Origin of the sequence: Pseudomonas paracarnis (genome assembly GCF_904063055.1) — a bacterium.
Classification (GTDB): Bacteria; Pseudomonadota; Gammaproteobacteria; order Pseudomonadales; family Pseudomonadaceae; genus Aquipseudomonas; species Aquipseudomonas paracarnis.
Genome location: NZ_CAJFCN010000001.1, coordinates 643255 through 667342, shown reverse-complemented (window position 1 = coordinate 667342; position 24088 = coordinate 643255). Strand labels below are relative to the sequence as shown.

17 protein-coding genes are annotated in these 24088 nt (G+C 54.7%); 1 reads left to right on the top strand and 16 read right to left on the bottom strand.

What is annotated here, in order from left to right; genetic code table 11:
• Nucleotides 1-4: 4 nt before the first annotated feature.
• Nucleotides 5-463 (bottom strand): type II toxin-antitoxin system YhaV family toxin, encoded by a 459-nt coding sequence (locus JMV15_RS02975; RefSeq protein WP_012205993.1) that lies wholly within the window; start codon nucleotides 461-463, stop codon nucleotides 5-7.
• The gene (locus JMV15_RS02970) at nucleotides 463-780 is read right to left on the bottom strand and encodes a type II toxin-antitoxin system PrlF family antitoxin (protein WP_008265574.1); all 318 of its coding nucleotides are present in this window, start codon (nucleotides 778-780) and stop codon (nucleotides 463-465) included. The genes JMV15_RS02975 and JMV15_RS02970 overlap by 1 nt, the downstream gene beginning before the upstream one ends.
• A 297-nt stretch (nucleotides 781-1077) precedes the next feature.
• On the opposite strand from JMV15_RS02970, the gene mobH reads away from it, so the two are divergent.
• Nucleotides 1078-2934, top strand: coding sequence for a MobH family relaxase (gene mobH, locus JMV15_RS02965; protein ID WP_008264901.1), 1857 nt, complete (start codon nucleotides 1078-1080; stop codon nucleotides 2932-2934).
• Between the two features lie 30 nt (nucleotides 2935-2964).
• On the opposite strand, the gene JMV15_RS02960 is transcribed toward mobH, so the two are convergent.
• The 14 genes from JMV15_RS02960 to JMV15_RS02895 are packed head-to-tail and all read right to left on the bottom strand — an operon-like array spanning nucleotide 2965 to nucleotide 24083.
• Nucleotides 2965-6300, bottom strand: a complete 3336-nt coding sequence (locus JMV15_RS02960; RefSeq protein WP_201491261.1) for a cold shock domain-containing protein — start codon at nucleotides 6298-6300, stop codon at nucleotides 2965-2967.
• The gene (locus JMV15_RS02955; protein ID WP_008265595.1) at nucleotides 6297-8933 is read right to left on the bottom strand and encodes a chromosome segregation ATPase; all 2637 of its coding nucleotides are present in this window, start codon (nucleotides 8931-8933) and stop codon (nucleotides 6297-6299) included. Before JMV15_RS02955 ends, JMV15_RS02960 begins: the two co-directional genes overlap by 4 nt.
• Before the next feature lie 2 nt (nucleotides 8934-8935).
• Entirely contained in the window at nucleotides 8936-10876 is a 1941-nt protein-coding gene (locus JMV15_RS02950) for a hypothetical protein (protein ID WP_023124772.1), read from the bottom strand.
• Nucleotides 10870-14226, bottom strand: coding sequence for a DEAD/DEAH box helicase (locus JMV15_RS02945; protein ID WP_008266894.1), 3357 nt, complete (start codon nucleotides 14224-14226; stop codon nucleotides 10870-10872). Before JMV15_RS02945 ends, JMV15_RS02950 begins: the two co-directional genes overlap by 7 nt.
• The gene (locus JMV15_RS02940; protein WP_201491260.1) at nucleotides 14223-15566 is read right to left on the bottom strand and encodes a protein kinase domain-containing protein; all 1344 of its coding nucleotides are present in this window, start codon (nucleotides 15564-15566) and stop codon (nucleotides 14223-14225) included. Before JMV15_RS02940 ends, JMV15_RS02945 begins: the two co-directional genes overlap by 4 nt.
• Nucleotides 15559-16275 (bottom strand): PP2C family serine/threonine-protein phosphatase, encoded by a 717-nt coding sequence (locus JMV15_RS02935; protein WP_023124773.1) that lies wholly within the window; start codon nucleotides 16273-16275, stop codon nucleotides 15559-15561. Before JMV15_RS02935 ends, JMV15_RS02940 begins: the two co-directional genes overlap by 8 nt.
• Nucleotides 16272-16760: a hypothetical protein gene (locus JMV15_RS02930; RefSeq protein WP_023124774.1), complete on the bottom strand. Its 489-nt coding sequence runs from the start codon at nucleotides 16758-16760 to the stop codon at nucleotides 16272-16274. Before JMV15_RS02930 ends, JMV15_RS02935 begins: the two co-directional genes overlap by 4 nt.
• Nucleotides 16757-18520 carry a Card1-like endonuclease domain-containing protein gene (locus tag JMV15_RS02925; RefSeq protein ID WP_023124775.1) on the bottom strand — a complete coding sequence of 588 codons (1764 nt, stop codon included), beginning with the start codon at nucleotides 18518-18520 and terminating at the stop codon, nucleotides 16757-16759. The genes JMV15_RS02930 and JMV15_RS02925 overlap by 4 nt, the downstream gene beginning before the upstream one ends.
• Nucleotides 18517-21192 (bottom strand): FtsK/SpoIIIE domain-containing protein, encoded by a 2676-nt coding sequence (locus JMV15_RS02920; RefSeq protein WP_008268248.1) that lies wholly within the window; start codon nucleotides 21190-21192, stop codon nucleotides 18517-18519. The genes JMV15_RS02925 and JMV15_RS02920 overlap by 4 nt, the downstream gene beginning before the upstream one ends.
• Complete coding sequence (locus JMV15_RS02915) at nucleotides 21189-21419, bottom strand: hypothetical protein (protein ID WP_031757235.1); 231 nt, start codon at nucleotides 21417-21419, stop codon at nucleotides 21189-21191. The genes JMV15_RS02920 and JMV15_RS02915 overlap by 4 nt, the downstream gene beginning before the upstream one ends.
• Entirely contained in the window at nucleotides 21412-21756 is a 345-nt protein-coding gene (locus JMV15_RS02910) for a hypothetical protein (protein WP_033940875.1), read from the bottom strand. The genes JMV15_RS02915 and JMV15_RS02910 overlap by 8 nt, the downstream gene beginning before the upstream one ends.
• The gene (locus tag JMV15_RS02905; RefSeq protein ID WP_012206005.1) at nucleotides 21753-23063 is read right to left on the bottom strand and encodes a hypothetical protein; all 1311 of its coding nucleotides are present in this window, start codon (nucleotides 23061-23063) and stop codon (nucleotides 21753-21755) included. Before JMV15_RS02905 ends, JMV15_RS02910 begins: the two co-directional genes overlap by 4 nt.
• 16 nt (nucleotides 23064-23079) lie before the next feature.
• Nucleotides 23080-23349, bottom strand: coding sequence for a WXG100 family type VII secretion target (locus JMV15_RS02900; protein ID WP_038404450.1), 270 nt, complete (start codon nucleotides 23347-23349; stop codon nucleotides 23080-23082).
• Nucleotides 23349-24083, bottom strand: a complete 735-nt coding sequence (locus JMV15_RS02895; RefSeq protein WP_012206007.1) for a vWA domain-containing protein — start codon at nucleotides 24081-24083, stop codon at nucleotides 23349-23351. The genes JMV15_RS02900 and JMV15_RS02895 overlap by 1 nt, the downstream gene beginning before the upstream one ends.
• Between the last annotated feature and the right edge of the window lie 5 nt (nucleotides 24084-24088).

The following is a 24088-nucleotide window of genomic DNA, read 5'->3' as shown; positions in this document are numbered from 1 at the left end:
ATCGCTACTCCAGTTTGCTCCAATCCTGCTTGCTTGCCTGTACCAATGCGCTCCATTCGTCCGGCGGGTTCCCGCGCCCGAGCATCTTCTCGAACACGGCATACGGGTCTGATTTGCTTCCCGAAGACCGCAGAGTCTGCTCATCGTTGACCCAGGCGTACACGATGACTTTGGCCTTCGAGTCGTAGCGGAAGAACAGTCGGTATCGCCTTCCGAGCTTGGCCCGCCGCCAGTGGCGATAGGCCGATCCCATGGTGTTGCCCTGGCGGTATTCGTCGCGCGCCGGATCACTCGGCACCACGTCTTGCATCAACTGGACCAAGGCCCGGAAGAACTTGACGTTGGCGTTCGATCCGAACCCTTCCGGGTCGTTCTCTTGGGCGCGCAGCACGGCCGCGCGCAGCTTCATCATCTGCTCGATCAGGTTGTCGTGGAACAGCAGTGACCAGCCATGCTGTTGCATCAGATCTCCACGTCCTCATCGAAATCATCGCCCAGGTCCACCTTGTGCCCAGCGTGCTCCAGCATGGTGCGAGCCAGATCCTCGGGCAGGCCACGCACATTTCGGCCCGCTTCAATGTCGCGGGCCAGCAGGGTCAGAAACGCGGCAATGGCAGGGTCCTCGTGCTCGGCATCAGCGCGGGTCACGACGACTTCGCCGCCGCGCAGGTCGAACGCAACTTTGCCGCCCGTATCCACCCCCAGCGCCTGCCGGATGGACTTGGGCAGCGTGATCTGGCCTTTGGAGGTCAGCGTGGCAACTTCGTGAATGGCAGGCATGGTGGCTCTCCTGATTGCGATACCCGCACGGTAAGGAAATTCCCTTACTTTGTCAATCTGAGGTCTCACGGCGTTCTCCCGAGTCCAAGAATCGGTCCATCGTAAGGCGTAAACAGCCAGCCTTCCTGCATCAATCCGGCCTGCCGCAACTCGTATTGGAGGTGGACGGCCGGCACCCGTCGCCCTATACCCAAAGGCTGTAAAGGGCCGAAATGGCAAGGGAATGGGGTGCAAGGGGAAAGGCCCTACCCGAAAAGGCGAAAAGGCCGCCCGCTTGCCCGCCACCAGGACACCCACATGCTCTCTCTGTTCCAGCGGAAACGGCCTCCGGTCGCTGCCGCTCCGTCGCCAGCACCCGTCACCGATCTCCCGAAAGGGCTGCTGCAACCGGAATCGGCCGCATCGCTGCTGGCGACACCGCGCCGGCAGAAGCTGCTGGAACACATCTGGCAGCGAACCTCGCTCTCGCGCAGGCAATTCGCCACCCTGTACCGCACGCCCCTGGAACGCTACGCCGAGCTGGTCCAGGCCTTCCCGGCCTCCGAGGCGCATCACCATGCCTACCCGGGAGGCATGCTCGACCACGGTCTCGAAATCGTCGCCTACAGCCTGAAGCTGCGGCAGTCCCATCTGCTGCCCATTGGCGCCAGTCCTGAGGACCAAGCGGCGCAGGAGGAAGCCTGGACCGCTGCAGTTGCCTATGCCGCGCTACTGCACGACGTCGGCAAGATCGCTGTCGATCTGCACGTCGAGCTAGCCGACGGCAATACCTGGCATCCGTGGCACGGCCCGCTGCGTCAACCATACCGCTTCCGCTACCGTGACGATCGCGAGTACCGGCTCCACAGCGCCGCGACAGGCTTGCTCTACCGGCAACTGCTTGACCGTGAAGTCCTGGATTGGCTCAGCTGCTATCCGTCGCTGTGGGCACCGCTGCTCTACGTCCTGGCCGGGCAGTACGAGCACGCTGGCGTGCTGGGCGAATTGGTGGTGCAGGCCGACCGTGCTTCCGTGGCCCAGGAACTGGGCGGCGACCCCACACGTGCCATGGCCGCGCCCAAGCACGCGCTGCAACGCAAGCTGCTGGAAGGGCTGCGTTACCTGCTCAAGGAGGAGCTGAAGCTGAACCAGCCCGAAGCCTCCGATGGCTGGCTCACCGATGGCGCGCTTTGGCTGGTGAGCAAGACAGTTTCCGACAAGCTGCGCGCGCACCTGCTGTCGCAGGGCGTTGACGGTATCCCGGCAAACAACACCGCCGTGTTCAACGTGCTGCAGGATCACGGCATGTTGCAGCCCACGCCGGACGGCAAAGCGATCTGGCGCGCTACCGTGACCAGTTCCACCGGCTGGACCCACTTGTTTACGTTGCTACGGCTGGCACCCGCGCTGATCTGGGAATCTGGTGAGCGACCAGCGCCCTTTGCCGGGACGGTGACGACCGACGCGGCACTGGCGGGCGAAGCTGCCGAGGCAGCGGCCACGCTTTCTGCGGACGGCGCAGCGTCCGCCTCCGAGAACCAAAACGCTCCGCCAGCGGAAGGTAGTGGCATCGTCTCGGCCTCTCCACCCAAGGCCCAGGCCAGCCCCGACGTCATGGCGGACATGCTGGCGATGGTGGGAATGGGGGATTCGTCAACCACCGAGCAGGATGTGGAAACCGCCCCGGACGAAGTACCCGCAGCTCTCCCCGATGCGACCCAGCCGCCCTTGGCCGCCGCTGCGCCTTCGTCACCGGCCTTCACGTCCTCGGCGACACAGCCATCCGGCGAGCACTTCATGGCGTGGCTGAAACATGGCATCGCCACGCGGCGGCTCATCATCAACGATGCGAAAGCGCTGGTGCATACCGTGAGCGACACCGCCTACCTGGTCAGCCCTGGCGTGTTCCAGCGCTATGCGCAGGAACACCCGCAGGTAGGCAAACTGGCCAAACAGGAGAACCTGCAGGATTGGCAGTGGGTGCAGAAGCGCTTCGAGCGACTGCAATTGCATCGCAAGCAACCAAGTGGCCTGAACATCTGGACTTGCGAAGTCACAGGCGCCAGAAAATCGAGGAAGCTACATGGCTATTTACTTATCAAACCAGAAATGGTTTTCGAATTTACGCCTCCAAATAACCCATATCTATTTTCAATGAAATTTCCCGGCCTATGAAGATCAAGATATGAAAATCATCTATCAAAATTAAATGGTCTCATCAGTATTTCCATCAGAAACACTAGATATGTGAATAGCGTTCGCACCATCGTCACCAGTGAGGTACAGGCGCAGCGCGTAGAGCAGATCGGGGGTGCGGTCGCCTGAGGGTTTCTGGATGTTGATTTTCACACGGGAGAAGAGCTTGATGTTGGACAGTGTGACAATTTCTGTCACTCGCTCGATTTTCTTGGCCAATTCCTTGGTGATTTTTTGATGCGGCTGAAGGAGAATCTTGATTTCGGGGGTGGATGATGCACGGGTGCGAAGCAGGCCGAGCAGAAGTTCAAGCGGTTCTGTCGTGGCGCGAATCCAGTTGCGAGCAGTCCACTCGTCTTTCCGGGGCGGATATTGCTTGATGTTGAGCATGATGTTCAGAGCATTCAGAATGGACTGCAAGTTGGCGAGGCTGAATTTCTCAACAAACTGCTGCTCTCGCCAGATGGCATAGGCCAAAATACTGAGCGCGTCATTTGACGGATTCGCAACGAGCTGAGATAGCAAATCTTTCTGCCATTGCTGCGAAACATCACCAAGCGCGAAGCCGACGGCTCGCAGGTCACGAATTTTCTGACCCTCAACCTGCCCGGTTATCCACTGAACGCAATTTTCAGGCGCATCCTTGTGCATACAGGCCATTAGAAATCGAATTTCATTCTTTACTTGCTCAGGAATGCCACTCTCGTTCAGCAGGGCAACGAGGTGTTCTCCTCTGGCCTTTATTGCGTCGGCAAACCCTTTCGGACATTCACGGTCTCCAGTCGAGCGCCCATCGCGCCAAACCTGAATGACAGGAAAGTAAAGTCTCTTGCGTATACTGGCAACCAGATTTTTTGCTGATTCTTCGTCAAAGTTTTTCAGACGCACTTCATCTTTGTATCTCGGCCCTGCCACTTTCCAGCCAGAGAATTTCCCATCGCGCTCCTGAAGCTCGAATGAAATTTCTGTCCCCTCAGTGAAGTCGGCGTAGCTCAGTTCATGAACAAAACTGTTCTGATGAATGAATACAGACTCATCGGTGGATTTACATGTAGCAAAGGTAAACTGCCCGCCTATTTTGTCGGTCAGCCACTTTCTGTTTACCGTGCCAGTCGTCCTCTGTTTGGGGCGGATGTAAAAATCACGGTCAAGCTGTTCAATTGCCCTTTCCACCCAGTCCAACAGATCAGAGGTTTTATTACTGTCTTGCTTCGGAAACCGCTGCAACTCCGCCCAAGTCATTGGCTGCGGATATTCCGGCGCAGGGGCATCGGTGATTTCTTCCGTGCGTCGCCAGGTAGCGCGGATGGGTGGGAAAGATTTGTCGCGCGGTGTGAAGACGAGTTTATAGGGATCATCCGCGCCGTATTCAAAGGTCAGGTTCAACTCGCAGTCAACCTTGTTTTCCAATGGGAAGGCGGATGAATCGAGACGAGCAGAGAAACCGAAGTCGTCACCCTTATCGCCGACATAGAGCGGAAACGAGTAATGCGGCCTGCCAGCGGGCAGTGTGAAGAATTCATCAACCGGGATGGTGACGGGTTTACCCCGAATGGGTTTGACTGTCGTTCCGCGCAAAACCAGGTGGAATCGTTGCTGATGTCCATCCTTCATCACTTTGACTGAAAGCTCAGGAATCTGGTCGCGCCAAAGTGGAATATCAGCCACCTGTTGTTGTAAAGCATGTAGATGGATTCCGCCCATAACGGGGCTTTCCATCAAATTGATGCAGAACGCGAAATTCCCGATGTTTGGAATACCCTTCAGGTGTGCTGCCTCAATGAATGGGGGCTTTGCCGGGCGGATCGCATCGTGCCACCGCCCGTTGGCATCCAGCGTGATGATGTCGTAGCCGCTGCCACCTAGCCTTTCTGCTTCCTCGCCAGGGATAACAACCGGCGGGCAACGCTCCCAATAAAAGCCTTTGGTGATGGGAAGACGTTTCGCCAGGTCTTTGTCGCGCTTGGCGATGAGCTTGGTGGCGGTCGTCTTGCCGCCAATGGAATCAACGACGATGATGGCGTAACCCTCGCCCGTGATTTTGGCCGGGTCAGCTTGAGCGAACACGGCCGCCACACTTCGCGGCAACGGCTCGGCATTCGGGAAACGCGCGTTGAGGTTGCGACGGATGACTTCAAGCTCGAAATCGTTGAGAAAGTCAGGCGCAAGCCAGATGAGTGTATCGTTCTTGAACTCTTCGCGTAGCCGAGTAGTGAACGCGCGGGCGGCGGGGTCAAAAAGCTCAGTGGCGTTGTCTTTGGCGAAAAACAGATCTGGCGCAGAAATGGTGGTCGCATCGGGATTCAGCCAAACGGCATCGGAACCAAAGAGTTCGATGTCAACGGTTTCATTTTCGCGCTGCCACCTCTGCCAAAGAAAGGGGGCCGCCAGCGACTGCGCTCCTTTTCCGTCACCACTGGCATAGCGGGGATGCAGGGCTGTGATATCAACACAAATTGGTTCGGCACTCGCGCTTTGTCGCAAATGCCGGGGCATCTTGTACTTCACTTCCTTGAACAAAGGTGGCTTGGAAGTCCACGGAAGAATCTCAAACTTTTCATAATCGAATAGTAACGGTATCTCAGCAAAAAGATGCTTTCCATCAAGCCACATTTGCGCGCATTGCTGCCAAAGGCGCATGGTTTTCTCGCGGACATCCAGTTGAGAAAGGTCGCTGGTGATGTCCTCATCGAGGGTTTGCAGCCAGCGCCATGCATCCCACACGTGACGGTAATCTCGGTGTGCTAGTAGCGTGTTGTTAGGTGGCAGATTTTCCCAATTGCCGATGGCTTGCGCCTCATCAGAACGCAACCATAAGTAGATTTTTGATAGAAGCTCATCCTCTTGACCGAGACAATCACCGCGTAAATCAAGCATTTCCGCAAGGCGAATGGCAAAGGTTTTCAGCAAGCGATTTTCCGGCAGGTCGACGGATTGAAAACGACGCACAGCCTGTATGTAGGGGTTACCTGCCAGTTTTTCCCGAATGGTACGACCCGGACGATTACTCAGCTTAATAAAACTGTTGGCATCCAGTTCACGCACAGCATGAACAGGCAGTAGAGCGTGTTCGCGGCGAGGACTTTCGTTGAGAGAATGAAATAATCGCTCGACAGAAGCGCGGCAGTGTTCCGTTATGCGCCAAAGGCGGTCACGGGTTATCTCACTCGCTTCTGGCTGTGCGACTTTGGCGAGGAACCCTGACAAGGATTTCGGCAGAGCCGCGCCGGTCTTAGGATCGAAATCCGTGATTGAACCAAACCAATTCATTTGCTCAAGCAGTTTTTTGGCAAGTTTTTCTTTGGCACGGAAGTCGGTATAGATTTTTTCTAGAGTAATACTCATTGCTTGGCGTGAATCCTTCCTGCTCTGGCATTTTCTTCAAGTTTCACGCGCAGCTCATCTCGTTGCTCTGGTGTCTTTAAGTTCCACATTTTATGACGCTTGTCTGAATCTGGTTCATCTTTCATAAAAAGGGAGTGTGGCAATTCAGCATTGTCCGAGTCTCGACTGGCCGTGGATCTATCATTGGTTTCCGTGTCACCGACGTTTAGGTAATTTGCCGACTGCCAAATAAACTGACCATAGCCAAGATCACAGGCAAGGTCGAAATCCTCTGTCAGATTGAATGAGTTACTGCCGATTCCTGTAACGAGTTGTCCACGAATCCTGTCCAGGCACTCTGTCTTGCTCTTGCCGCGTGTATCAATACCCCGCAATTTGGGCATGACCTTCTGCACGAGTTGATCCTCGAAGGCGACATGCATAGCTCTGGCAAGCGCATCTTTATCGCGTGCAGCACGGACATCCGGGTAATTGGCCATGTAGTATTCAATGGATTGCCAAACGCGGTGACCGAGGGCACGGCCTGTAACCGCTAAAGAAGCATTGATTGCTTCAATGAATTTTTTGAACGGGCTGACTTGATCGTCGGAGAAGTTGCTGCCCTGTGCTAGCCAACTCTGCCACGACGTTTTGTGTAGCGCCGGGCCTCGATTTTTGTCATCAAGTGGAGCAAGCTTCAGGCGGCGTTTGAGTTCCGTCGGGCGCGGAAAGTTGATGATGATGGAACGGTCAAGCACCTTGTCCGAAAGGGACTTGGTGGTTTCGTCCTGGTTCATCGTCCCTGTCCAGAGTACATTACGACCGAGGGGAAGCTTATAGGGTTCCATGCCGGCGCCAATTTTCACCGGTATGAACGGAACATCATCACCCTTTCTGCCACGCCGCAGTTCTAGCTTGCTCAAAAACTCTGCAAAATAAAGCTCAGGGTGTGCCAGATTCATCTCATCAAGCAGAACAAGACACACTGCGTCCTGCAATCCTGGATAATCTGCTTGTTTCAACGCTTCAATCAGCTCTTTGTCCTTCTCAGGGTCAAGTGCTATTTGCTGATCTGGCGACATACTCTGCCAACGTCTAATGCGCTGTTCATATTGTTCGCGGCCTGATATCTGACTTTGCGCGAGAAAACGCAGCACCGGCTGTGCATCGAATTTATTGTCTATGGAATTGAAAAAGCCCAGCATGGATTCCTGCGAATCCCAATTAGGCTGGACAGACAGCGGCTCGAAATAAATTCCGCCAAAGTGCGAGTAGAGGCGCGGCAGTTCGGATTTTCCGGTTCCGGAAACCCCTGCCAGGACAGTGAGCGGCGACCATTCCGCTGTTTTGAGAGCTGTATGAAAAGCTTTCAAAATACGTGGATTGAAATGTAGTCCGTATGTATCGCAAGCATTACCAATCCCAGTGAGCCAAGTTAGCTCATCGATCTCGTGCTGCACCGGCTGCTTGACCTTATCCACACTGATGTGCGGCATCTCAATTTCTTTGTAGCGAGCGGTAACTTCAGCAGGGCGCTCATAAGCTGCACGCAAACGCTTGAGTTCGGCTTGCGCTTCGTTGGCTGCTCCCTCGAAGATGGATGCCCTTTGCGCCAGAGATTTGTTTTCGGCGTTGAGCTCCGAGCCTTGACGGCGCAGCTCGCCAATTTCAGCGACCGCAGCCTCATTGGTGGAAAGTTGCCGTTCTAACTGGTCTGCCCGTGTTTTCTGATTTTTGGCTTCTGATTCAAGGGCTTGATACCGCTCGCGCATTTCCTCAGTAGGTCGGGTAGCAAGCTCCTCTCGTAGGCGTTTGAGTTCGTCAGCCTGGCTGTTCAGCGCACGCAGAATTTCAGCAGGGTCTTTGCCACCAAGTTGCAACTTTAACTGTTCGAACGCGCCGAGAAGTTCGTCTTGAGTTTTAAACGCCTCGCGCAGTCGAATGTTTTCCTCTTTGGCAGATTGCAGAGCAGCCTCTAGCGATTTTCGGCGATCCTCAACACGCCTCTCAACCTCATCGTCCAGTTGCTCGCTGCGCCTCTGGTTCTGCTGTTCCAGCCGTTGTTCTTTGCGTTCGAGTGTCCGCTCTGAAGTCTCAAGCTCTGCCTGTCTTCCTTCGACTTCGCTTTGCAAGGCGGAGAGTGCGCCTTTTTGTTTCTCAAATTCCGTGCGCTCTGCATTCAACTGCTTTCGAGCGTCACCCTGTTGTTTTGTCCATGCATCGCGCTCTTGGGCGATTTCTGTCCGAATGCGCTCCCGTTCGGCGTTTTCGGCATGGGCAACCGCACCCAGTCGCTTTGCTTTCAGCTCGGAAATTTCAACCTCCAACGCTGAAAGGTTTTTCTCTCGCATCTCGGCAATTGCTCTTTCGCCCTGGGCGCGCTTTTCACGCAGCTCATCATTCAGCGCGGCTCGTTCATCGGCAAAACCTGCATCACACTTTTGCTCAGCCTGCGTGACGGCCTGCTCGCGCTGCGCCAGCTTGGCCTTGTCTTGCTCGATGACTTGACGCTCTGCAGTCGCATCCCTTTCACGTGTAGCCACGGCGGTTTCACGGCTGGCGATTTCGCTTTCCTTGGTGTTTATCCAGCTCTCACGCGCGTTCAAATCGGCAAGCCGCTGGGCTTCGGTGTCGGGTTGGACGGGGCTGTTCATTTTCAAGATTCCATAAGTGTTCTGATAGTTGTGAAAGCAGCTTTGCGAAGCTGTGCGATGTTCTCTTTGGGCAATGGCAGCGGCTCGTTGCCATGCCCACGCCGAGCGATAAGGTTTGCCATATCGCCGATCAAGGACGGCTGCGTGTCATGAATTGCGGCAAGTTCATCAGCATCGCTCACCAGCAGCCATGCAAGAACGCAAGCCCCGAGCGTTTGGCTGCCGCCTTGCAATGCCTGGCGCACAGCCGATGTTTTGACGGTTCGCAGGCTCTCCGACAAGCCTTCGCAGAAACCAGCCTCAACAGCCTTGCGTTCAGCCGTGTCTTTGAGCTGCGCGTCACTGGTATCGGACGGCAGCCTGCCTGTCAAAGCTCTCTCAAATGATGACTGGATTGCGGCATAAAGGTCGCGGACATAGGCCAAAGCGTCATCCCCGTCATGGCAAGACTGGAAAAAACGTTCCGCGTGAACCAGCCGGTCTTGCAAGTTTGCGCCCAGGCGGTTGAACAACTGGTGGCCGAACTCCTCCTGAATGCTAGTGCGGGCATCCAGCAGTGCATCACCCTGCTCGTCCTTGTCTGGCGCGGTAGGAGGCGTGTCGGTAAACACGATGCCTGGCACAAGCGCATGAACGACTTCGCGCATGAACGAATCGTCAGTTAGTGCCTGCTGCGGTGCGTCTGCGCCGCCCTTGCCGTGGCCCTTCTCGTTGCGTTTGGCGTTGATAGCGAACAGGCGAGTGATGAGGTCTGAATACGCGGCCGCAACACGGCGCAAGGGATGCAAAGCGTCGTCTTGCGCTTGAAGCAAAGCTATGGCAAGAACCGTCTCTTGGAACGCGCCGCCGTCCTCAAATTCCCGCAGCTTACCTTCCCGAATCGGCCTGAAGCCAATCGGCGGCTGCTCAAGACCGAGGGCTTTCGCGGCCTGCTCAAGCAGGGCTGCGTGTTGGTCTTGCGTAGTGAATTTCAGCCTTGCAATAACGGAATCAACCGGTCTGCGGCAGCAGGTATAGAACAGCGCCCATTCGATTGCGGCATGGATTTGGGCGATGGAGCGGAACGGGCTATTCCGCAAGGGGCGCAAATTGGCGACGAGCTTCGGGTAGCGTTGCCGGTTGGCATCGTTGTCGAACGGCTCTTTGACCGTGGCATCCTGCTTTTCTGGACGAGGAGTGCTCAATGACTGCTTCCAACCATGCAGCCACGTGGTCAGGCTTTCCTCCTGCTCAAGCAACTGTTCGAACGATTTTTCGAGAATCAAGGAAAAACCGTTGCCGAATGGGTCGGCGATGCGGAATTCGCCATCGCTTTTCTGGATGGCGATAGGGCAGTCAAGGTGAAGCAGGTCGGGCTCGGCGACTATCGTGATCTGCTGGACTACGGGCATCTTGGTGTCCTTGCCGAACGCAGACGAGCGCTTTTTCATTGCGCGCAAAGTTCTGATTACATCACGCGGCGCGGGTATCGCTTTTCTTTGGACACCATCCCAGCGGATTATCCGGAAGTCTTTGTCCTCGTTTTCCTTTTTCCGCATGGGGTTTCTGTCGTCCAGCCAATGCAGGAAGGGCAGAATTTTTCCAGTGGCGAGTTCGCGGAACAAAAGCGCGGTAACGAATGCCGGGGCACATTCTTCTTCGCGCTCCCGCTCAATGATGGCATGGTGGTCGTCAATCAAGTCCTTGTCTTGCAAACGGAGCAGAACGCTCTTGACCAAATCGACTGGAATGCGGGTTTCATCCGCCAGCGCATCGGCGTTCATCAAGCCGACAGTTTCAAGCAGTTTCAGGATGACGCGTTCAAATGCGTTCAAGCCATCGCCATCGTCAAGAACTCTGGGCAAGGTCACGCGGTATACGTTCACCGGCCACGCGAGGTGGCGAGGCCTGCCGATGATCCCTCCGAAGGGGGCAGGTTTACCGTAATCAAGGAGCTTCAGCATGGCAGCACCACTCCTTGCTCGCGGCATAGTCGAAGGAAATCCACCAGTCCCGGCACAAAGTCCGCCGCGAGTTCACTTTGCAGCAAACCCGTATCGCCAACGACCACCAGTAGCTTCTTCTGACGACTCATCGAGACATTCAGGCGGTTGTAAAGGCAAAGGTGTCCGAACAACCCTGTGGCCTGCTTTTCACGGTCATCGCTCTTGGATTTCCAGTTATGCGGCAAGGTTCGCACCATTGAGAGGAAGACGACATCGAACTCCATGCCCTGGAATGAGTCCACCGTGCCGACGCGGAGTTTTCTCTCGTCGTCCGCGATGCTGCCGAGTTGTCTCTTGATGAGTTCGGCCTGCGCCTTGTAGAACGAAATCACGCCGAACGAGAGGTCTTTGCCTGCATCTGAACTCATCCACGCCTGCAATTGGCGGGCAATAACGGTGGCCTCTGCCGGGCGCGTCCAACTGGTTCCGCTGCGCTGGTGTCTGCCTTTCGCCGCTGGCACGTCCAGCCACACAGCAGGTTTACCGTTTATGCCGGGCAGGTTGTGGGCGAAATCGCTTTCAGGCCGTCCAGAGCCGAATTGTTCCGTCGGATCGAAGCGTTCATAAAAATTGCGGCTGATAAAGCTGCCGAGCAGTGGGTGCATCCGATACTGCTTGTCGAGCGTGACACGGCGGGAGATACCGTCGCCGTCTTCCAGCGTTTTCAAGCGGGTGGCGAACAGATACTGGAACATGGATTTCTTGAGCCAGTCAGTTTCATTCTGTGCCGGTTCGTCGGCCGATGCTGCCTCGCCAGCCTCCATTTGGCGTGCTACCTCCTCATCAATGATATGCGGCAACTGCCGATGGTCGCCCACCAGAATGATGCGCTTGCCTTGCGCCATCGGAACCATCAGGTCGCGGGGTGAAACGCGAGCGGCTTCATCCACGATGACATATTCGTATTCCATGCCTTTCTGGTTTTCATTGACGTCGCGCCCGACAAGCCCTTTGCGCTTTTGCATATCACGATTGACGCTCTGTTGGCTGGTGGCGGCAAAGGCAAAACTGTATTCGGACAGGGCATCTACCATGCCATAGGGGTTGCCTTCCAGTTCGGCCAGAAACTCGGCCAGCGCAGCAGATTTTTTATCCTTAGCCGAATACTCGGCGTTTTTGATGCGTTGTATGGCGAATTCTGCCAATGCAAGCACTGCGTCGTTCTGCTTTTCCACGCGAAAAATCGGTGGAGCGGTGAACCGGGCGAAGAGCCTCTTTTTCAACGCGACCAGGTTGTCCAAAAATGGCGCTGGGCCATCTTCATTGCGCCACAGACTGGCTTTGTCCAGCAGTTTGCGTTCGTCTTCTTCAAGCACATCACGCAGGTCATCCAGTGCGTCCATCGCCCTTTCTGGCCCGTCGTCAGAAAAGCTTTCATGGCGAACACGCAGACGGCGCGCTGCATCAAGCCATTGGGTGGAGCCATCGTTGAGGTTTTCCTCGTGCGCGAGCTTTTTCGCCAAATTCGCCGACCGCCGAGCGCCGTCTTCGCCAAGAATTACACTGCCGAGCGCTGTGATTTTCCCAGCAAGGTTGGCGGCGAGCGCGCGTGACGGGGCTTGGACATATTGCAGGCACAGGTTTTTTATTTCCCGCTCCTGCTCGGCTTCCGCAATCTGGGGATTGCGCTCGCGCAGTTCGGTGGCAAGCGAGCTGCACCAGGCTTCAAGATTGCGCTCGAAGGTGCTGAGATCGTCTTCCGTCGCGCCAGACCGTTTGCCGAATTTCGGCACGGGCAGGCTGTTGAGCGAGAGCCGCTCGATCATGTTTTCCACCGCATCGTGCTGAAAGCCGGTCAGCAGCACTTGGCCTTTGATGTTCGCGCCGCGCTTGTCGGCCATCTCGTTCAGCCGCTCCAGAATGGCGGCGATGACGGTGGTTTTTCCCGTTCCCGGCGGCCCCTGAATAAGCGCGAGATCTGGCGTATTCAGCGCAACCTCAATAGCCCTTTCCTGCATGACGGTTGGCGGATTGCGAAAGACCTTGTTGCGAACGAATGCGGTGAGTGACTGGACTTTTTGCGGCGGGCGGACTTGTGTGATTTGCCCCTGTTCCTCAATCAATAGCCCAAGCTGTGGATTGGCGGAACGGCCTTCCAGAATGGCTTGACGGGCCGCCATACGCCGTTTGATCTGGGTGGTTTCACCGGCCAGCGACAGGATGAGCGTGCCGGATTCCTTGGGCAGAGCCTCGATTTTGAGCGTAAGTACACGGGTTTCCTGGTCAAACCCGACGACATCAAGGTAGGTCTTTCCTTCACGTTGCTCGCGATTTCCGTCGCCCTGCTTGATCTTCTCCGCTTGCTCAATTCCACTTGCAAAATCCTTGAAGCTCAAGCGTTCATCTTTCAAATAGTCCGGCAGTTCATCCACCAACTCGACTTCAGGTACGGCACCGTTCCCCAGCGCTTTCAATGCAGAGTCAAGTGCCTGTGAAATGCGAACCGTGACGGTTCCATCCCGCTCCTGAGCCATCTCTGTGAATTGTAAAGCCCCCACTTCGCGCGCTTGCTTGAGCAGCAATTCGCCCTCCATGTCACCAAATTCATCCCACTTTTTCAGGTAGCTGTTGTCGTCTTGGGTAAGAGCGCGCATTTGCGCTTTGGCAAGAGTTTGCACTTGCCCTGCTTGTGTCCAATCGGCAAAACGCAGCCGGCCTTTGGCGAGGCGCAGGGCGCGGTCGGGTTCTTTTTTGGTCCTGGTTATGCGTGTGGCGATGTAGATGGTTTGGCCGCCTGGCATTGCTTTTTCGGTGGCAATGAAGCGGATACCTTCGCCAGTAACACAGAAAGCGTTTATTCGGGTCGGCTCCGCAGCTGCATCGCGTGGCGTGTCCTCGCCGACAGGTTTCAGTTCTTCATCAATCGCCGGGCCAGCAGTCAGGAAGAAAAATGCGTCGTTTCCCAGTTGGAAGCAGCAAAGTTCGCCCAGCCTCTTGTAAAGTGCCTCGCCCTTCGTCCGCATCTTTTCTTGCACATACTCATCCACACCGATTTCAACATCGCCCATTTCCAGGCAGACGCCGGTGAAAAAACCGATCTTCAGCTCGATGCTGCCATCGGCGGCAGGGTTTTCAAGTTGTGCAAGCAGGGAACGCCCACTGGCAAGTTCAGCGTTGAGGCGGCGGATGTCAACAGCCGCGACGGGGCGAACGAAAACAACCGCGTCTCTCAGGCGGATTTCAAATTCATCTGCGCGGGATAGGCTGGCCTCTACCGAGAATACTGGCTGCTCTTGCAGGGCTTCGACATTGTCAGACCGCTTGATGCGGACAGTTATGATGTTGACAGGAATGTCCTGAAACTTCATTTGCAGGCCTCCACGAACTCAAAGGTGAGGTTGTCCGGGAAAGGCAGCGTGCCCCGCACGGGGACTGCGGTTTTGGCCGCGAAGTTCAGCATGGCTTCGTATGCTGTGTTATCGAAATACTCGAATGAAAACGGGTGAAAAAGCCGCTGCGGCAATCTGAACTCCGTGGCACCACCAGGAATCAGGATTTCCCAACGTGGCGTTTTGACGCGAATGAAAGCCGGGCGCGCCGCGCCACAATACGGGCATTGCGCGTATTCATCGGCGAAATGGCTCATGCCACATTCGAGGCAATCCAGCGACTGATCCGCCGCCCTCGCAAGCTCCAATATCCAGAACGCCATTGTCGGGCGGCGGTGCGGCAGTTCACGTCCTGCACCGAAAGTTTCCTGAAACAGGCGGCGTAATCCTTCTGTTGCGACTAATACTCGGGGCAGGCCTCCAACTCCTTCGTTGGAATCGTCATCTTCGTCATCCACGAAAGGCAAGAAACCAGCGAATGCCTGTTCGTTCAGATCGGTGGCAGTGCCATTGGGCGCAGGGTCGGCATCCCAGCCGTCTTCTTCATCTTCGGGCTCCAGTACTTTCTTGCCAATGAAAGGGTGGCAAAGCGCCAGTAGCTTGAATGTCATCACAGCGAAAGCCCAGCAGTCGGTTCGCGGGCGGGATTGGTCACGGCCCAGCACTACCTCCGGTGCACCGTAGCCCGGCGTATAGACGGACACGTCGCCGCTGGGTAACTCCAGGCGCATATTGTCGGCATCTATGAGCCAGACATCGGTGGTGTCGTCTTCGCCAATGAAAGCGTTGTTGGTGGAAATGTCGCCATAGACCAGTCCCGCGCTGTGCAGGCGGGCGAGGATGGCAGCGCACTTGGCAAGCGCGAGCGAACGGCGGCGGGTGGAGCCAGTTTGTGCGTAATGCAGCAGTCGCAGCGCCAGGTCCTTGTCAGGAATCTTCGTCAGCCATTGGGGCAAGGCTTGGCTTTGATCTTCCAGCTTCTTTTTGCTTCTGCCGTCCAAATCGAAACTGGCGAAGGGCTTCATGCCGCTCAACAGACGCATCACATAGCCCGGCTCGTCGCGCAGGATGGCGAGTGGCAGGGAAACGGGGATGCGCCGTGGTATGGGCAACAGGCGGACGTGCTGGAAGCGCTCGCGCAGATTGGCGTTTTTGTCCGGCTGGCCGGCTGCGTCCAGCGGCTGCTTGACGGCCAAATCCGCATCCTTGGTGCGATAGACCACGCCTTGTCCACCGCGCGCAAGCTCATCGGCCATCTGATGAACATTGTCGTATTCATCCACAAGTGGCTTCAGAGCCTGGTGTTCGGCGTTACTCATCTGCAACCTCCTCACTGCACAGGCAGGCGAGGGTTTTATCGTCGCTGTGCTTGGGCGTGGGCCAGTTTTCGAGCATCTCGTGGATGCGCCGGTTGGCACTTACCGGCGCGAGGGTTCGATGCGTTTCGGCGAAACTGCTCACAAACCCGTCAGCGTTATCCAAATCGTCAGCCACCCCATCAGTGCAGAGCAATACTGCGATGCACTGCTCCCCCGGCAGCGACAAATACTGCCAGTCTTTGGCGGAGACCTTGGAGGACAGCGCAATGGTGATATTGGAGAAGCCTTGTGTCTTGTTTTCCGACAGCGAAACGACTGATCCATCGGACTTGGCAATAGCGGCAAGTCCGTCGCCAAGCATCCCTAGGTGGATTACGCCATCCAGGCGTAGTGCGAAAAGACAGGTGGCCGCGCAATCGCGAGGTTCCAGCGGAGCGACAAGCCTCAGCCAGTTAGCTTGGATGTTGCTAAACAGCGCGTTGTGTTCGATTTCACCACTGGTGCAACAAGCCCGGGCTGCGAACTCGACGGCGAGACAGGCAGCATGGCTGCCGAAGCTGGAGAAGGGCTTGGAGCCAACCCCGTCGGACACGACGATGCCATCACCCCAAACATGGTGAAACTTCGCCCATGCATCCTGATTTGGCAAACCTTCGGCGATATGGCTCGGGCCGCGAACGCTTGCCCCAAAACTTTTCCAAAGCGTCATGCCCATTCCTCATCCGCCTGCAGCCAGTTATCGAGTACGGCGAGCACTTCTTCTGCGGCAAACACCTTTGCGCCTTTGAGCCCCTTGGAAAGATGCGGGTTGGCATCCGCGCCGATTTGGATGACGCGCAGCGTATCCGGCGGTAGGCCTTCCTGCCAGCGGCTCAGAGTCTTCACGCCGTCTCTTGTCCAGAATCCATCCGTGAGAATCAGAACCTTTCCATCCGGCTCGCTACCCAACAGTTGAACCAGCGCCTCGCCATTGGTGCTTCCATGGCAAACCAGCATTTCCACCGGGAGATCGTCCGTGACGCTCCAGTTCGGGATGCTGCGTGCCTCGCTGCTCCAAGCACAAAGGCGGATTTCCGCCTGTCCATACCCATGCCGCACCCATTGCGCCACGGTCGTGGCCAAGGTTCGCAGGATGAAGGGCTTGCCTCCTTCACTCATGCTGCCGGAGATGTCGCAAACCAAATGGAGCATCATGGCGTTGCCTCACTCGCTTCAGCCCGCTCAGTGATGCTGTTCATCATTGCCGTTATCTGCTCAGAAAATGATGCACCACTCCAAAGCATCAGCCTGGCATCTTTTATTTTTTTCTTGACCGACTCAGTATTTGGGAGAACACAGCAGGCAACGATACCGCGACCTTCAATTCCTCCGTAGAAGCGCACAAGGTTCTGCAGCTTCATAATCTGCTCTTGCGTTACATTGCCCGCCTTGCATTCCACGATATAAAGCGAATAACCGTCGGTGAATGTGATGTCCAGCTCGTTGTATTCAACACCGAAGCTCGAATAGCCTTTTGACTCTTCTAAATTCAAGTTCAGCTTGACATTGATGCGCAAGTCTTGAATGACTCCAGCATCCTCGTAGGGTTTGCACTGCAAATAAACAAACTCCTCGAACCAGCCGCCAGATAGGTATTTGGCGAAATCAGGCCATTTCTCAAATCTCAGATCTAATCCGTAGCCCTGGACGGATACTGCCTCCATGTCATCCAGCTTGAAATTGAAGCCGTCACGACAAATCTCGAATGGCCTGAATGCATTGTTATAGTCGGTCAGTTCTCTATAAAATCTACGCACCTTGTCACGATGCAGCCAAAGGGTCTCGGTCAGAAGTTGGCGACTTGGCGATATATCCTTCATGAAGGAACTGCCTGCAATCTCCAAACCATCGCTATTCAGGTGCAAAAATGTCTCGATTGAATCAATCTGCCTGATTTTTTCGCGCCGAACACTGTCAATGAATATGACGCGACGATTCTTGCTGTCAAAATAAAACGGAACAGCGCCCAGTTCACGTGCAGCAGAGAGCGCGCCAGCAAACATCAATTTTGTGCCGCCAGTTAAATTGATTCCAATTCGTGTTTTTTCTGGAAATTGCTTTGCCAGCTCGGTGATTTGTTCGTGAACAGCGCGATCATCCCAGGGGTCAACGGTAAGTTCATGCAGGTCCCGAGAGCCAATAAAGGTTTGCATACATGCAGCAGGGAAGTCTTTTGAGTTGACAAAAATGTGATGCGCCGACTCAAATTGCCGGATGCTCAACAAGGCAGGCATCCGTTGCTCACCAAAAAGATGGAATGTCACATCGAACCCGTTGGAGATGCCTCGGATCGCAGCCTGTTTTGAGCTGTGTCGCTCAAGCCACTCAGCAGGCAACGCTATGACTTCAGGTGCTTTGCCAATGATGGACGATGCTATGAGTCTTTTTTTGAGCTCAGGGTAGCTCAGCGCCGCGAGCGCCCAGACAAAGGCCATCACCGGAGTTCCTGGGCTGAGATAGAGCGTGACGAGCTTTTCACCTGGCTCCTGTTCAACCCCATCCAGCGCCCGCATTGCGCTAGCGTAAATACCTTCGGTGTCGTTGAGCTGGTAAAGTTTCTCGCTATTTAAACGGATCCTTGCGTTGCAGCCCAGGGCGGCGGCTTTCTTTTTCAGCCAGGCTTCAAAATGTTCATGTGCGACAGAGGTATTGGCGAACCTGGAGACAAACTGATTAGTAAGCTTCCAGTCTTTCTCTTGCCCCATGCTTCGTATTGACGCCAATTCAAGCGTGAACGTCTTCTGTGCCTCGATCAATTCGCTGGCATCATTATCCGTCCGGGTGTAACCCAGGATAATGATGTCCGAGTAGGACGCGCCCGCAAGGGCGCTCGCAATAGGGCCGTCGGTATTCTCAAACCCCAGAGACGCGCGAAAATCGGTGATTCCATACCACGTGAGCAGAAATCTCTTCATTGAGTGCTTTCCTGAACATATGGCCGGAACCATGTGATGTCATTCGTCATTTTGTTTACGAATACAGCTCGGCTCGGTTTTTCAATACCTTTGAACTTACCAACACCGCCACTCACAAGCGATCCGGCATCGTCTTCATTCATGCAGTACGCCACGCGCAATTCGAAAAAGGAGAAAAGGTCTTTGCAGGCACTGGCACAGCGCTGCCAACGGTCAACAAAAATAAATACAAACGTCCCCTTTCTTGGGCCGTCCTCGGCGAGACGCTTTAACAAGTCAGCCGGGGTAGGTGGTTCGCCAGGCTTGGGCGATCTAAACGCTGGGGCTGGCTGTAGTACTTTCTCGGAATCCAGGCCATCGATAATCAATGCTACGCGGCGATTCCCAATATCGTCTGATATCGCTTGAAGTGGTAGCTCGGATATATCGTCGAATATCTTGAGGCGTGCACCGAGCATCTGCGCTGCGGCTGAGAATCCTCCTCCTGGGGGGATCCCGCGCGCGTTGAAGTACACGATTTCATCAAAGCCATCGACGAAAGTCAGACTAAAAAGCGTAGCGGACAGGAGTCCATCGTGAATGTGGTCATTGTAGCCGCTGAATAGAACATTGAACGCGGATCGACGAGTAAGTGATACCGTCAACGGTTTTGAATCGAATGCGAGGTTTTCGCCCAAAAGAAGAGCTTCTTCATGCGCACAAGCTGTCTGATATTCAAAGGGAGACGGTATCTGCGGAAGGAATGCACCGCTGAAGATTTTGGTTTTTTCAGCCACCCCAGAAAGAGATGTACGCGCTATCAACTTCGTCAACAAATCACGTCGATGCTCACTTTCTCCGGCGAATGGAATCATGAACTTCACATTGCCGGATTTGGCACCATTAGCATTGTTGATGATGCCTTCAGGTGGGCTGCGCAGCTCTGCGGCTGCCCAATTCCCGCCCCCGAGGATCATTGCGGAGTCTTCCTGCCCACAAGCCAGTGCAATACGGCATCCCAACTGGGTGATGATGCTTCCGATTGACTGTGCGTTGATGCCTTTCAAAGTCTGAGTAGCCAGGAGGATGTGAATACCGAACGAGCGCCCCTGTTTCAAGAGCTTCGACAGCAACTGCTCAGCAGCTTCTGCCACCTGGCGACTTTCTGAGAACAGAATTTGGAACTCATCTATGACTAGCAGGACGCGTGGCAACCGTATCCCGCTTGATTTTCGGTATTCGCTGAAATCGTTGACATTTTTTGACTTGAATATGCGTGCACGCGTTTCCAGTTCATCCACAAGATGCCTTAATACAGTGACGCCATATTCAGGGTCACTTTCCGTAGCGACAAGGCGGGCTTGTGGGACTGGGGGAGTTGCGTAAATATTGAACTCAGTCGATTCCTTGTAATCCAGTAGATAAAGATCAAGCTCCTCGGTCGGGTATTTCTCGCATAACGTGTGAATCAAAACATGGAGCAGATTGGATTTTCCCGAGCCTGTCTTCCCCGCAAGCAGTACATGATGCTCGGAGTCCGTCGCGCCCAGTCTCAGGGGAGCGAAGTCGCCTGTGGTCGTCCAGCCGATGGGAATATCAAAGCCAGCAAGAGTCGTCTCACCCTTGCCGAAGCTCGTCCAGAGATCAGGCATCGTTTTCTTGAAGCGCGTCTTAGCAGCACAATCTTCAACGAGCTTTGCGAGAAAGCCATCCAGCACATCCTGTCGCGGCCATTGCTCCGGCTGGTATGTGAATGACAGCTCGCCAGCCCCAGCGCGTTGCAACAGATCATTCAGTTGCATGGTTGAGTTTTTCAGCGTGGCGTTGAGCTTTTCATATCGCCGGTCTTCCATGCGCTGCTCATCAATTGCAACGATGGGCAGCACGCCGCAGCGTGGACCGTTTTCAAAAATGCGGCCAAGAAACCAGAGAGATTTTTCCGACATCTGCTCTGGCACATCAAAAAGCACCACCACCTTGTAAGGTAATGAATTGCCGGGGTTGATCGCGTTGTATTCCGACCAGTTGGATGCCTTGTCATTGAACCGCTGCTGGATCAACTCCTCAATTTCGTCCGTCAGCTTTCCGAGCGCAGCTTCGATTTCATCCGAACGAGTAAGAACATGACCTTGCGGCACCAATTGCTCTACCTTCAGCAATGGCCGGAACGGCTCGACCGATTGCCCCTGCTGCAGGGGGTCAATCAGTGTCAACTCTACTTGACCTACTGGCAAAGCCTGCAGCAACCGTAACAAGAGACAATGCACGAGGCGTTTCTGCTCTGCATCGCCTTGTGAAAAAACAAGAGCACTGGATAAGGGGAATGAGATGAATTTAGGGGCCTGACAAGATAGCTTCTCAAAAGAGACTTGCTCCGTGCCAAGCACAAGACCTGCTGGAATTTCTGATGCCATCAATGGCTTATCTACACAAAAATCCACGAAGGCAGGTTGTTGTTGTCTGAGCTGCGAGCTTGCGTTCGCTATAGCAGTTGCATTTCTTTCCCACTCTTTGGAAAAACCTGCCTGCCAATTCGACCTCCTTATGTTTCGATTGCGTTCCTGGTCTTCGCTTAATGCTTTTTTGGTGGTATCGAATTCGCGGTCGATGCGCGCACAACCTTCTTGATAGTCCGCAACTGCCTTGTGTAGCTTGGAAATGATGCTCTGAAAATCCTTTGCGCTTCCACTCATTGATTCCACCCGCTGTCTTTGAATTGAAGCTCGCGAACGTCATTCAAAGTTCGATCAATGGCGAGCGATTGTTGCTGAAAAGCAGCATTGAAAATGCAGAGTGAATCGACTTCCTTGAGAATCGGATCAAGTACATCGGCAACAATGGACGCGCCGAACGTATCACGCACTCCCTCGCGAAATTTTCCAGCACACATCGCAGCCATTCCAAAAGCCTCATCAAACATCAGCTTCCTCCTCTTCCATATCACCATCGATTGGAAGTTCGAGAACATAGTGGTCAGCTACCGAGACTTTGGGAAACAGGGGTGCGCAAATAGTCCCAGGCAAAAGGTAGCTCGATTCGAACTCCGGGCTCTTGGCCCTGAGTTCGCTTAGAAATGCGCGCCACTCTTGCTCGGACAACTCAATCGATCTGCAATTAACTGTCAGCTCCAAGAGGCGTGCGGTGGACGCATCCACACCGTCCATATTTCCGACATTGACTGCACGCAGGAGAACATCAACCTCAGCTCGAACTTGCGCGAGAAGGTCATGGCTAATAATTGCGAAACGTATTTTCATGGTTGCTCCTCCTCGTTTTGGCGGATGAAATCAAGACAGGACTGATCTATTTCATTTTTCCTTGGCAACATTCCCACCATCGGTGAGCCAGCTTCGCGCAGGGCATCGCGCAGTTCTTTCTGTTTTTCTTCTGGCAAATCGTGGATGTCTCGTGAGCAAAGAGTGCATTGCGCGTCTGCTTGCTTGTGCCCTTCGGCCTGAAAAATCATGTGATCTTTCTGCGAATAGAGGTATTCCGCCTTGCCGCATTTCACTTCGAATGCCATCGAGCCTCCCACAGGAGCCCCCATGCCCTCACCACGTCCCAGAATGACCGGAACCCGCAAGTCAGTGACTATCAAATCTGTTTTTGTGTAGCGTCCGTTATCGCCCACAAAGGTTCGCCCTTGCGTCTCGATCCGGCCGCCAAGTGGCGCAAGTGCGTGCCGAACTATCTGCTCCCCGAATTCACCGCTCAGGTGTATCCGTGCCTTACGTGCGACGATGTTTCGCTCTGCATCACCCTTGGCGGCTACCCATTGGTTCCGAAATTTATCGACCTGCTTGCGATACGCTGGATCACGGTCGTAAAGATATTCCTGAAGCAATCGTCTCTGCTCTGACGATAGGTTCATGCGGTCTCGCAACATATCCGGAGTCACAGGGCGGCCATCTTTGGCAGGGTCCCATTTCAACCAAGCATGGAATTGCGCAGCGGACGGGTTTGTCGCGAGATAAGCATCCAGTGCTTGTTGCGCGGATATCAAGCGTGCAGTGCCAGCTTCAATCGCCTGATCGACAGTTGCCAAGTGCGCATTGCATGCTTGTAGGGTCTGCTCCAGGGTATGTTCCGCCATCGCCTCGGCCTGATTCGCAAGATCCACGCGCTGCTCCATGGATATGCGATCTCCTTTCGCCACCTCAAGCTCTGCTCTTGCTTGCTCCAGCATGCTCTGAGCCTGCTCAACAGCGGCTTCTGCTTCAGCCACGGCAGAGTCCTCGCCGGAGCAGTCCGGGCAACGTCCATCGTCATCGTGCGGCTGAGCAAGGCAAGCAGATAGCGCAGACTCGGCGGAAGAAAGCGAGCTCTGACTGCTATCGAGCGCTTGCTCAGCGCCGTCAACATTTTGCGTGGCGGCTTGCTCCTGCTGGATGGCACTTTCCAACATGCTTGCGCTGTTCTGCGCTTCTTCACGAGCCTCTGCGCATTTCTGCTCCGCAACAGCAATTTGTTCGCGGCATGCGGCCTCTAGCGCCTCGCGCACTGACTGCAGATCGCGCACGAGGTCTTCCAAATTCTCCACTTGCCCAATTGAAACTTGTGCCATTGCGACCTCGCTGCCCTTAGCTTTGCAAATAATCCCGCAGCCGCGCCGCGAGCGCTGCCAGATATGGAACCTGCTCAGACGCGTTGTCGTTGAAGTGTTGCAACTGCTGAACGAGCGCGTTGTAATCCTCCTCAAATCGCACCCGCTTTTCGTCTTGCCAGGTGTCTCCGAGTGAAGCAAAGGCACCGTTAAGATTGCCGACAGCATCGTTGAGCGAATCAATAAATTGTTGTAACGAATATGCGAAGCGCTCAAGTTCTTCTGGATCGCCGATTGCTTGTGCCATTACCAATACCCTCCATCTTCTGTCGAAGAACTTTGTGTCACAGAGTTCTGTTTATCCTGGCGTGCTTCGATTGTGGCCGGCTGGATGTCAATGGTGCTCGCTTCAGGTACATTATTTGGCGTCTGTGACTTCGTGCGAATGGTCACCGACATGGTGACAAACTTGAAGAAGTCACGTAGCTGCTTGGCGTTCTCTGCGTAGAAGAGGCGATTCGAGGTGCCTTCGATAAATTTCCCAAGTACCGCCTCGTCAGCATCAGCGCCTATCGCCATTGCCAAACGGTCACATTTTGCAGAGCGTCCGTCGCTAATAAACGCGTTCAGAGGTTTTTCCCACGCATCATTAGGCCCACCATCAGAGACCAATACGACCGTTGGACGATACGCACGCGAAGGAATGACATCTTTGTCTTCGATCATCGCTTTGGCCATTTGCAATGCCGTGCCAAGCGGAGTCATGCCGCCAGCTGAAAGGTCCTGCCAATGAATATCGCTGGCGCTGGCAAGCGGCTGATGCAGCGCTACCTGAGAACCGAAAGTGATGATCGCAACATGGATTTCAGTTTCACCGTTCTCGGTGTCGCTGAACGTATCCAACATATCGCGAACGGCATCATTCACATTGCGGATTTTCTCTCCGCTCATGCTGCCGCTGACATCGAGAAGAAGCACGACTGGTAGAGGCTTCGCTTTCGGTGCCGTGAATTTCGACGGGTCGAATGGGATATTGCTCATATAAA

Excerpts from the sequence above, each read along its gene's own strand:
- JMV15_RS02910 (WP_033940875.1), bottom strand. The coding sequence starts at position 21,756 with ATGAAAATACGTTTCGCAATTATTAGCCATGACCTTCTCGCGCAAGTT.
- JMV15_RS02975 (WP_012205993.1), bottom strand. The coding sequence starts at position 463 with ATGCAACAGCATGGCTGGTCACTGCTGTTCCACGACAACCTGATCGAG.
- JMV15_RS02945 (WP_008266894.1), bottom strand. The coding sequence starts at position 14,226 with ATGAAGTTTCAGGACATTCCTGTCAACATCATAACTGTCCGCATCAAG.
- JMV15_RS02925 (WP_023124775.1), bottom strand. The coding sequence starts at position 18,520 with ATGAAGAGATTTCTGCTCACGTGGTATGGAATCACCGATTTTCGCGCG.
- JMV15_RS02905 (WP_012206005.1), bottom strand. The coding sequence starts at position 23,063 with ATGGCACAAGTTTCAATTGGGCAAGTGGAGAATTTGGAAGACCTCGTG.
- JMV15_RS02960 (WP_201491261.1), bottom strand. The coding sequence starts at position 6,300 with ATGAGTATTACTCTAGAAAAAATCTATACCGACTTCCGTGCCAAAGAA.
- JMV15_RS02900 (WP_038404450.1), bottom strand. The coding sequence starts at position 23,349 with ATGGCACAAGCAATCGGCGATCCAGAAGAACTTGAGCGCTTCGCATAT.
- JMV15_RS02955 (WP_008265595.1), bottom strand. The coding sequence starts at position 8,933 with ATGAACAGCCCCGTCCAACCCGACACCGAAGCCCAGCGGCTTGCCGAT.
- JMV15_RS02935 (WP_023124773.1), bottom strand. The coding sequence starts at position 16,275 with ATGACGCTTTGGAAAAGTTTTGGGGCAAGCGTTCGCGGCCCGAGCCAT.
- JMV15_RS02970 (WP_008265574.1), bottom strand. The coding sequence starts at position 780 with ATGCCTGCCATTCACGAAGTTGCCACGCTGACCTCCAAAGGCCAGATC.
- JMV15_RS02930 (WP_023124774.1), bottom strand. The coding sequence starts at position 16,760 with ATGATGCTCCATTTGGTTTGCGACATCTCCGGCAGCATGAGTGAAGGA.
- JMV15_RS02940 (WP_201491260.1), bottom strand. The coding sequence starts at position 15,566 with ATGAGTAACGCCGAACACCAGGCTCTGAAGCCACTTGTGGATGAATAC.
- JMV15_RS02920 (WP_008268248.1), bottom strand. The coding sequence starts at position 21,192 with ATGAGTGGAAGCGCAAAGGATTTTCAGAGCATCATTTCCAAGCTACAC.
- JMV15_RS02895 (WP_012206007.1), bottom strand. The coding sequence starts at position 24,083 with ATGAGCAATATCCCATTCGACCCGTCGAAATTCACGGCACCGAAAGCG.
- JMV15_RS02915 (WP_031757235.1), bottom strand. The coding sequence starts at position 21,419 with ATGTTTGATGAGGCTTTTGGAATGGCTGCGATGTGTGCTGGAAAATTT.
- JMV15_RS02950 (WP_023124772.1), bottom strand. The coding sequence starts at position 10,876 with ATGCTGAAGCTCCTTGATTACGGTAAACCTGCCCCCTTCGGAGGGATC.
- mobH (WP_008264901.1), top strand. The coding sequence starts at position 1,078 with ATGCTCTCTCTGTTCCAGCGGAAACGGCCTCCGGTCGCTGCCGCTCCG.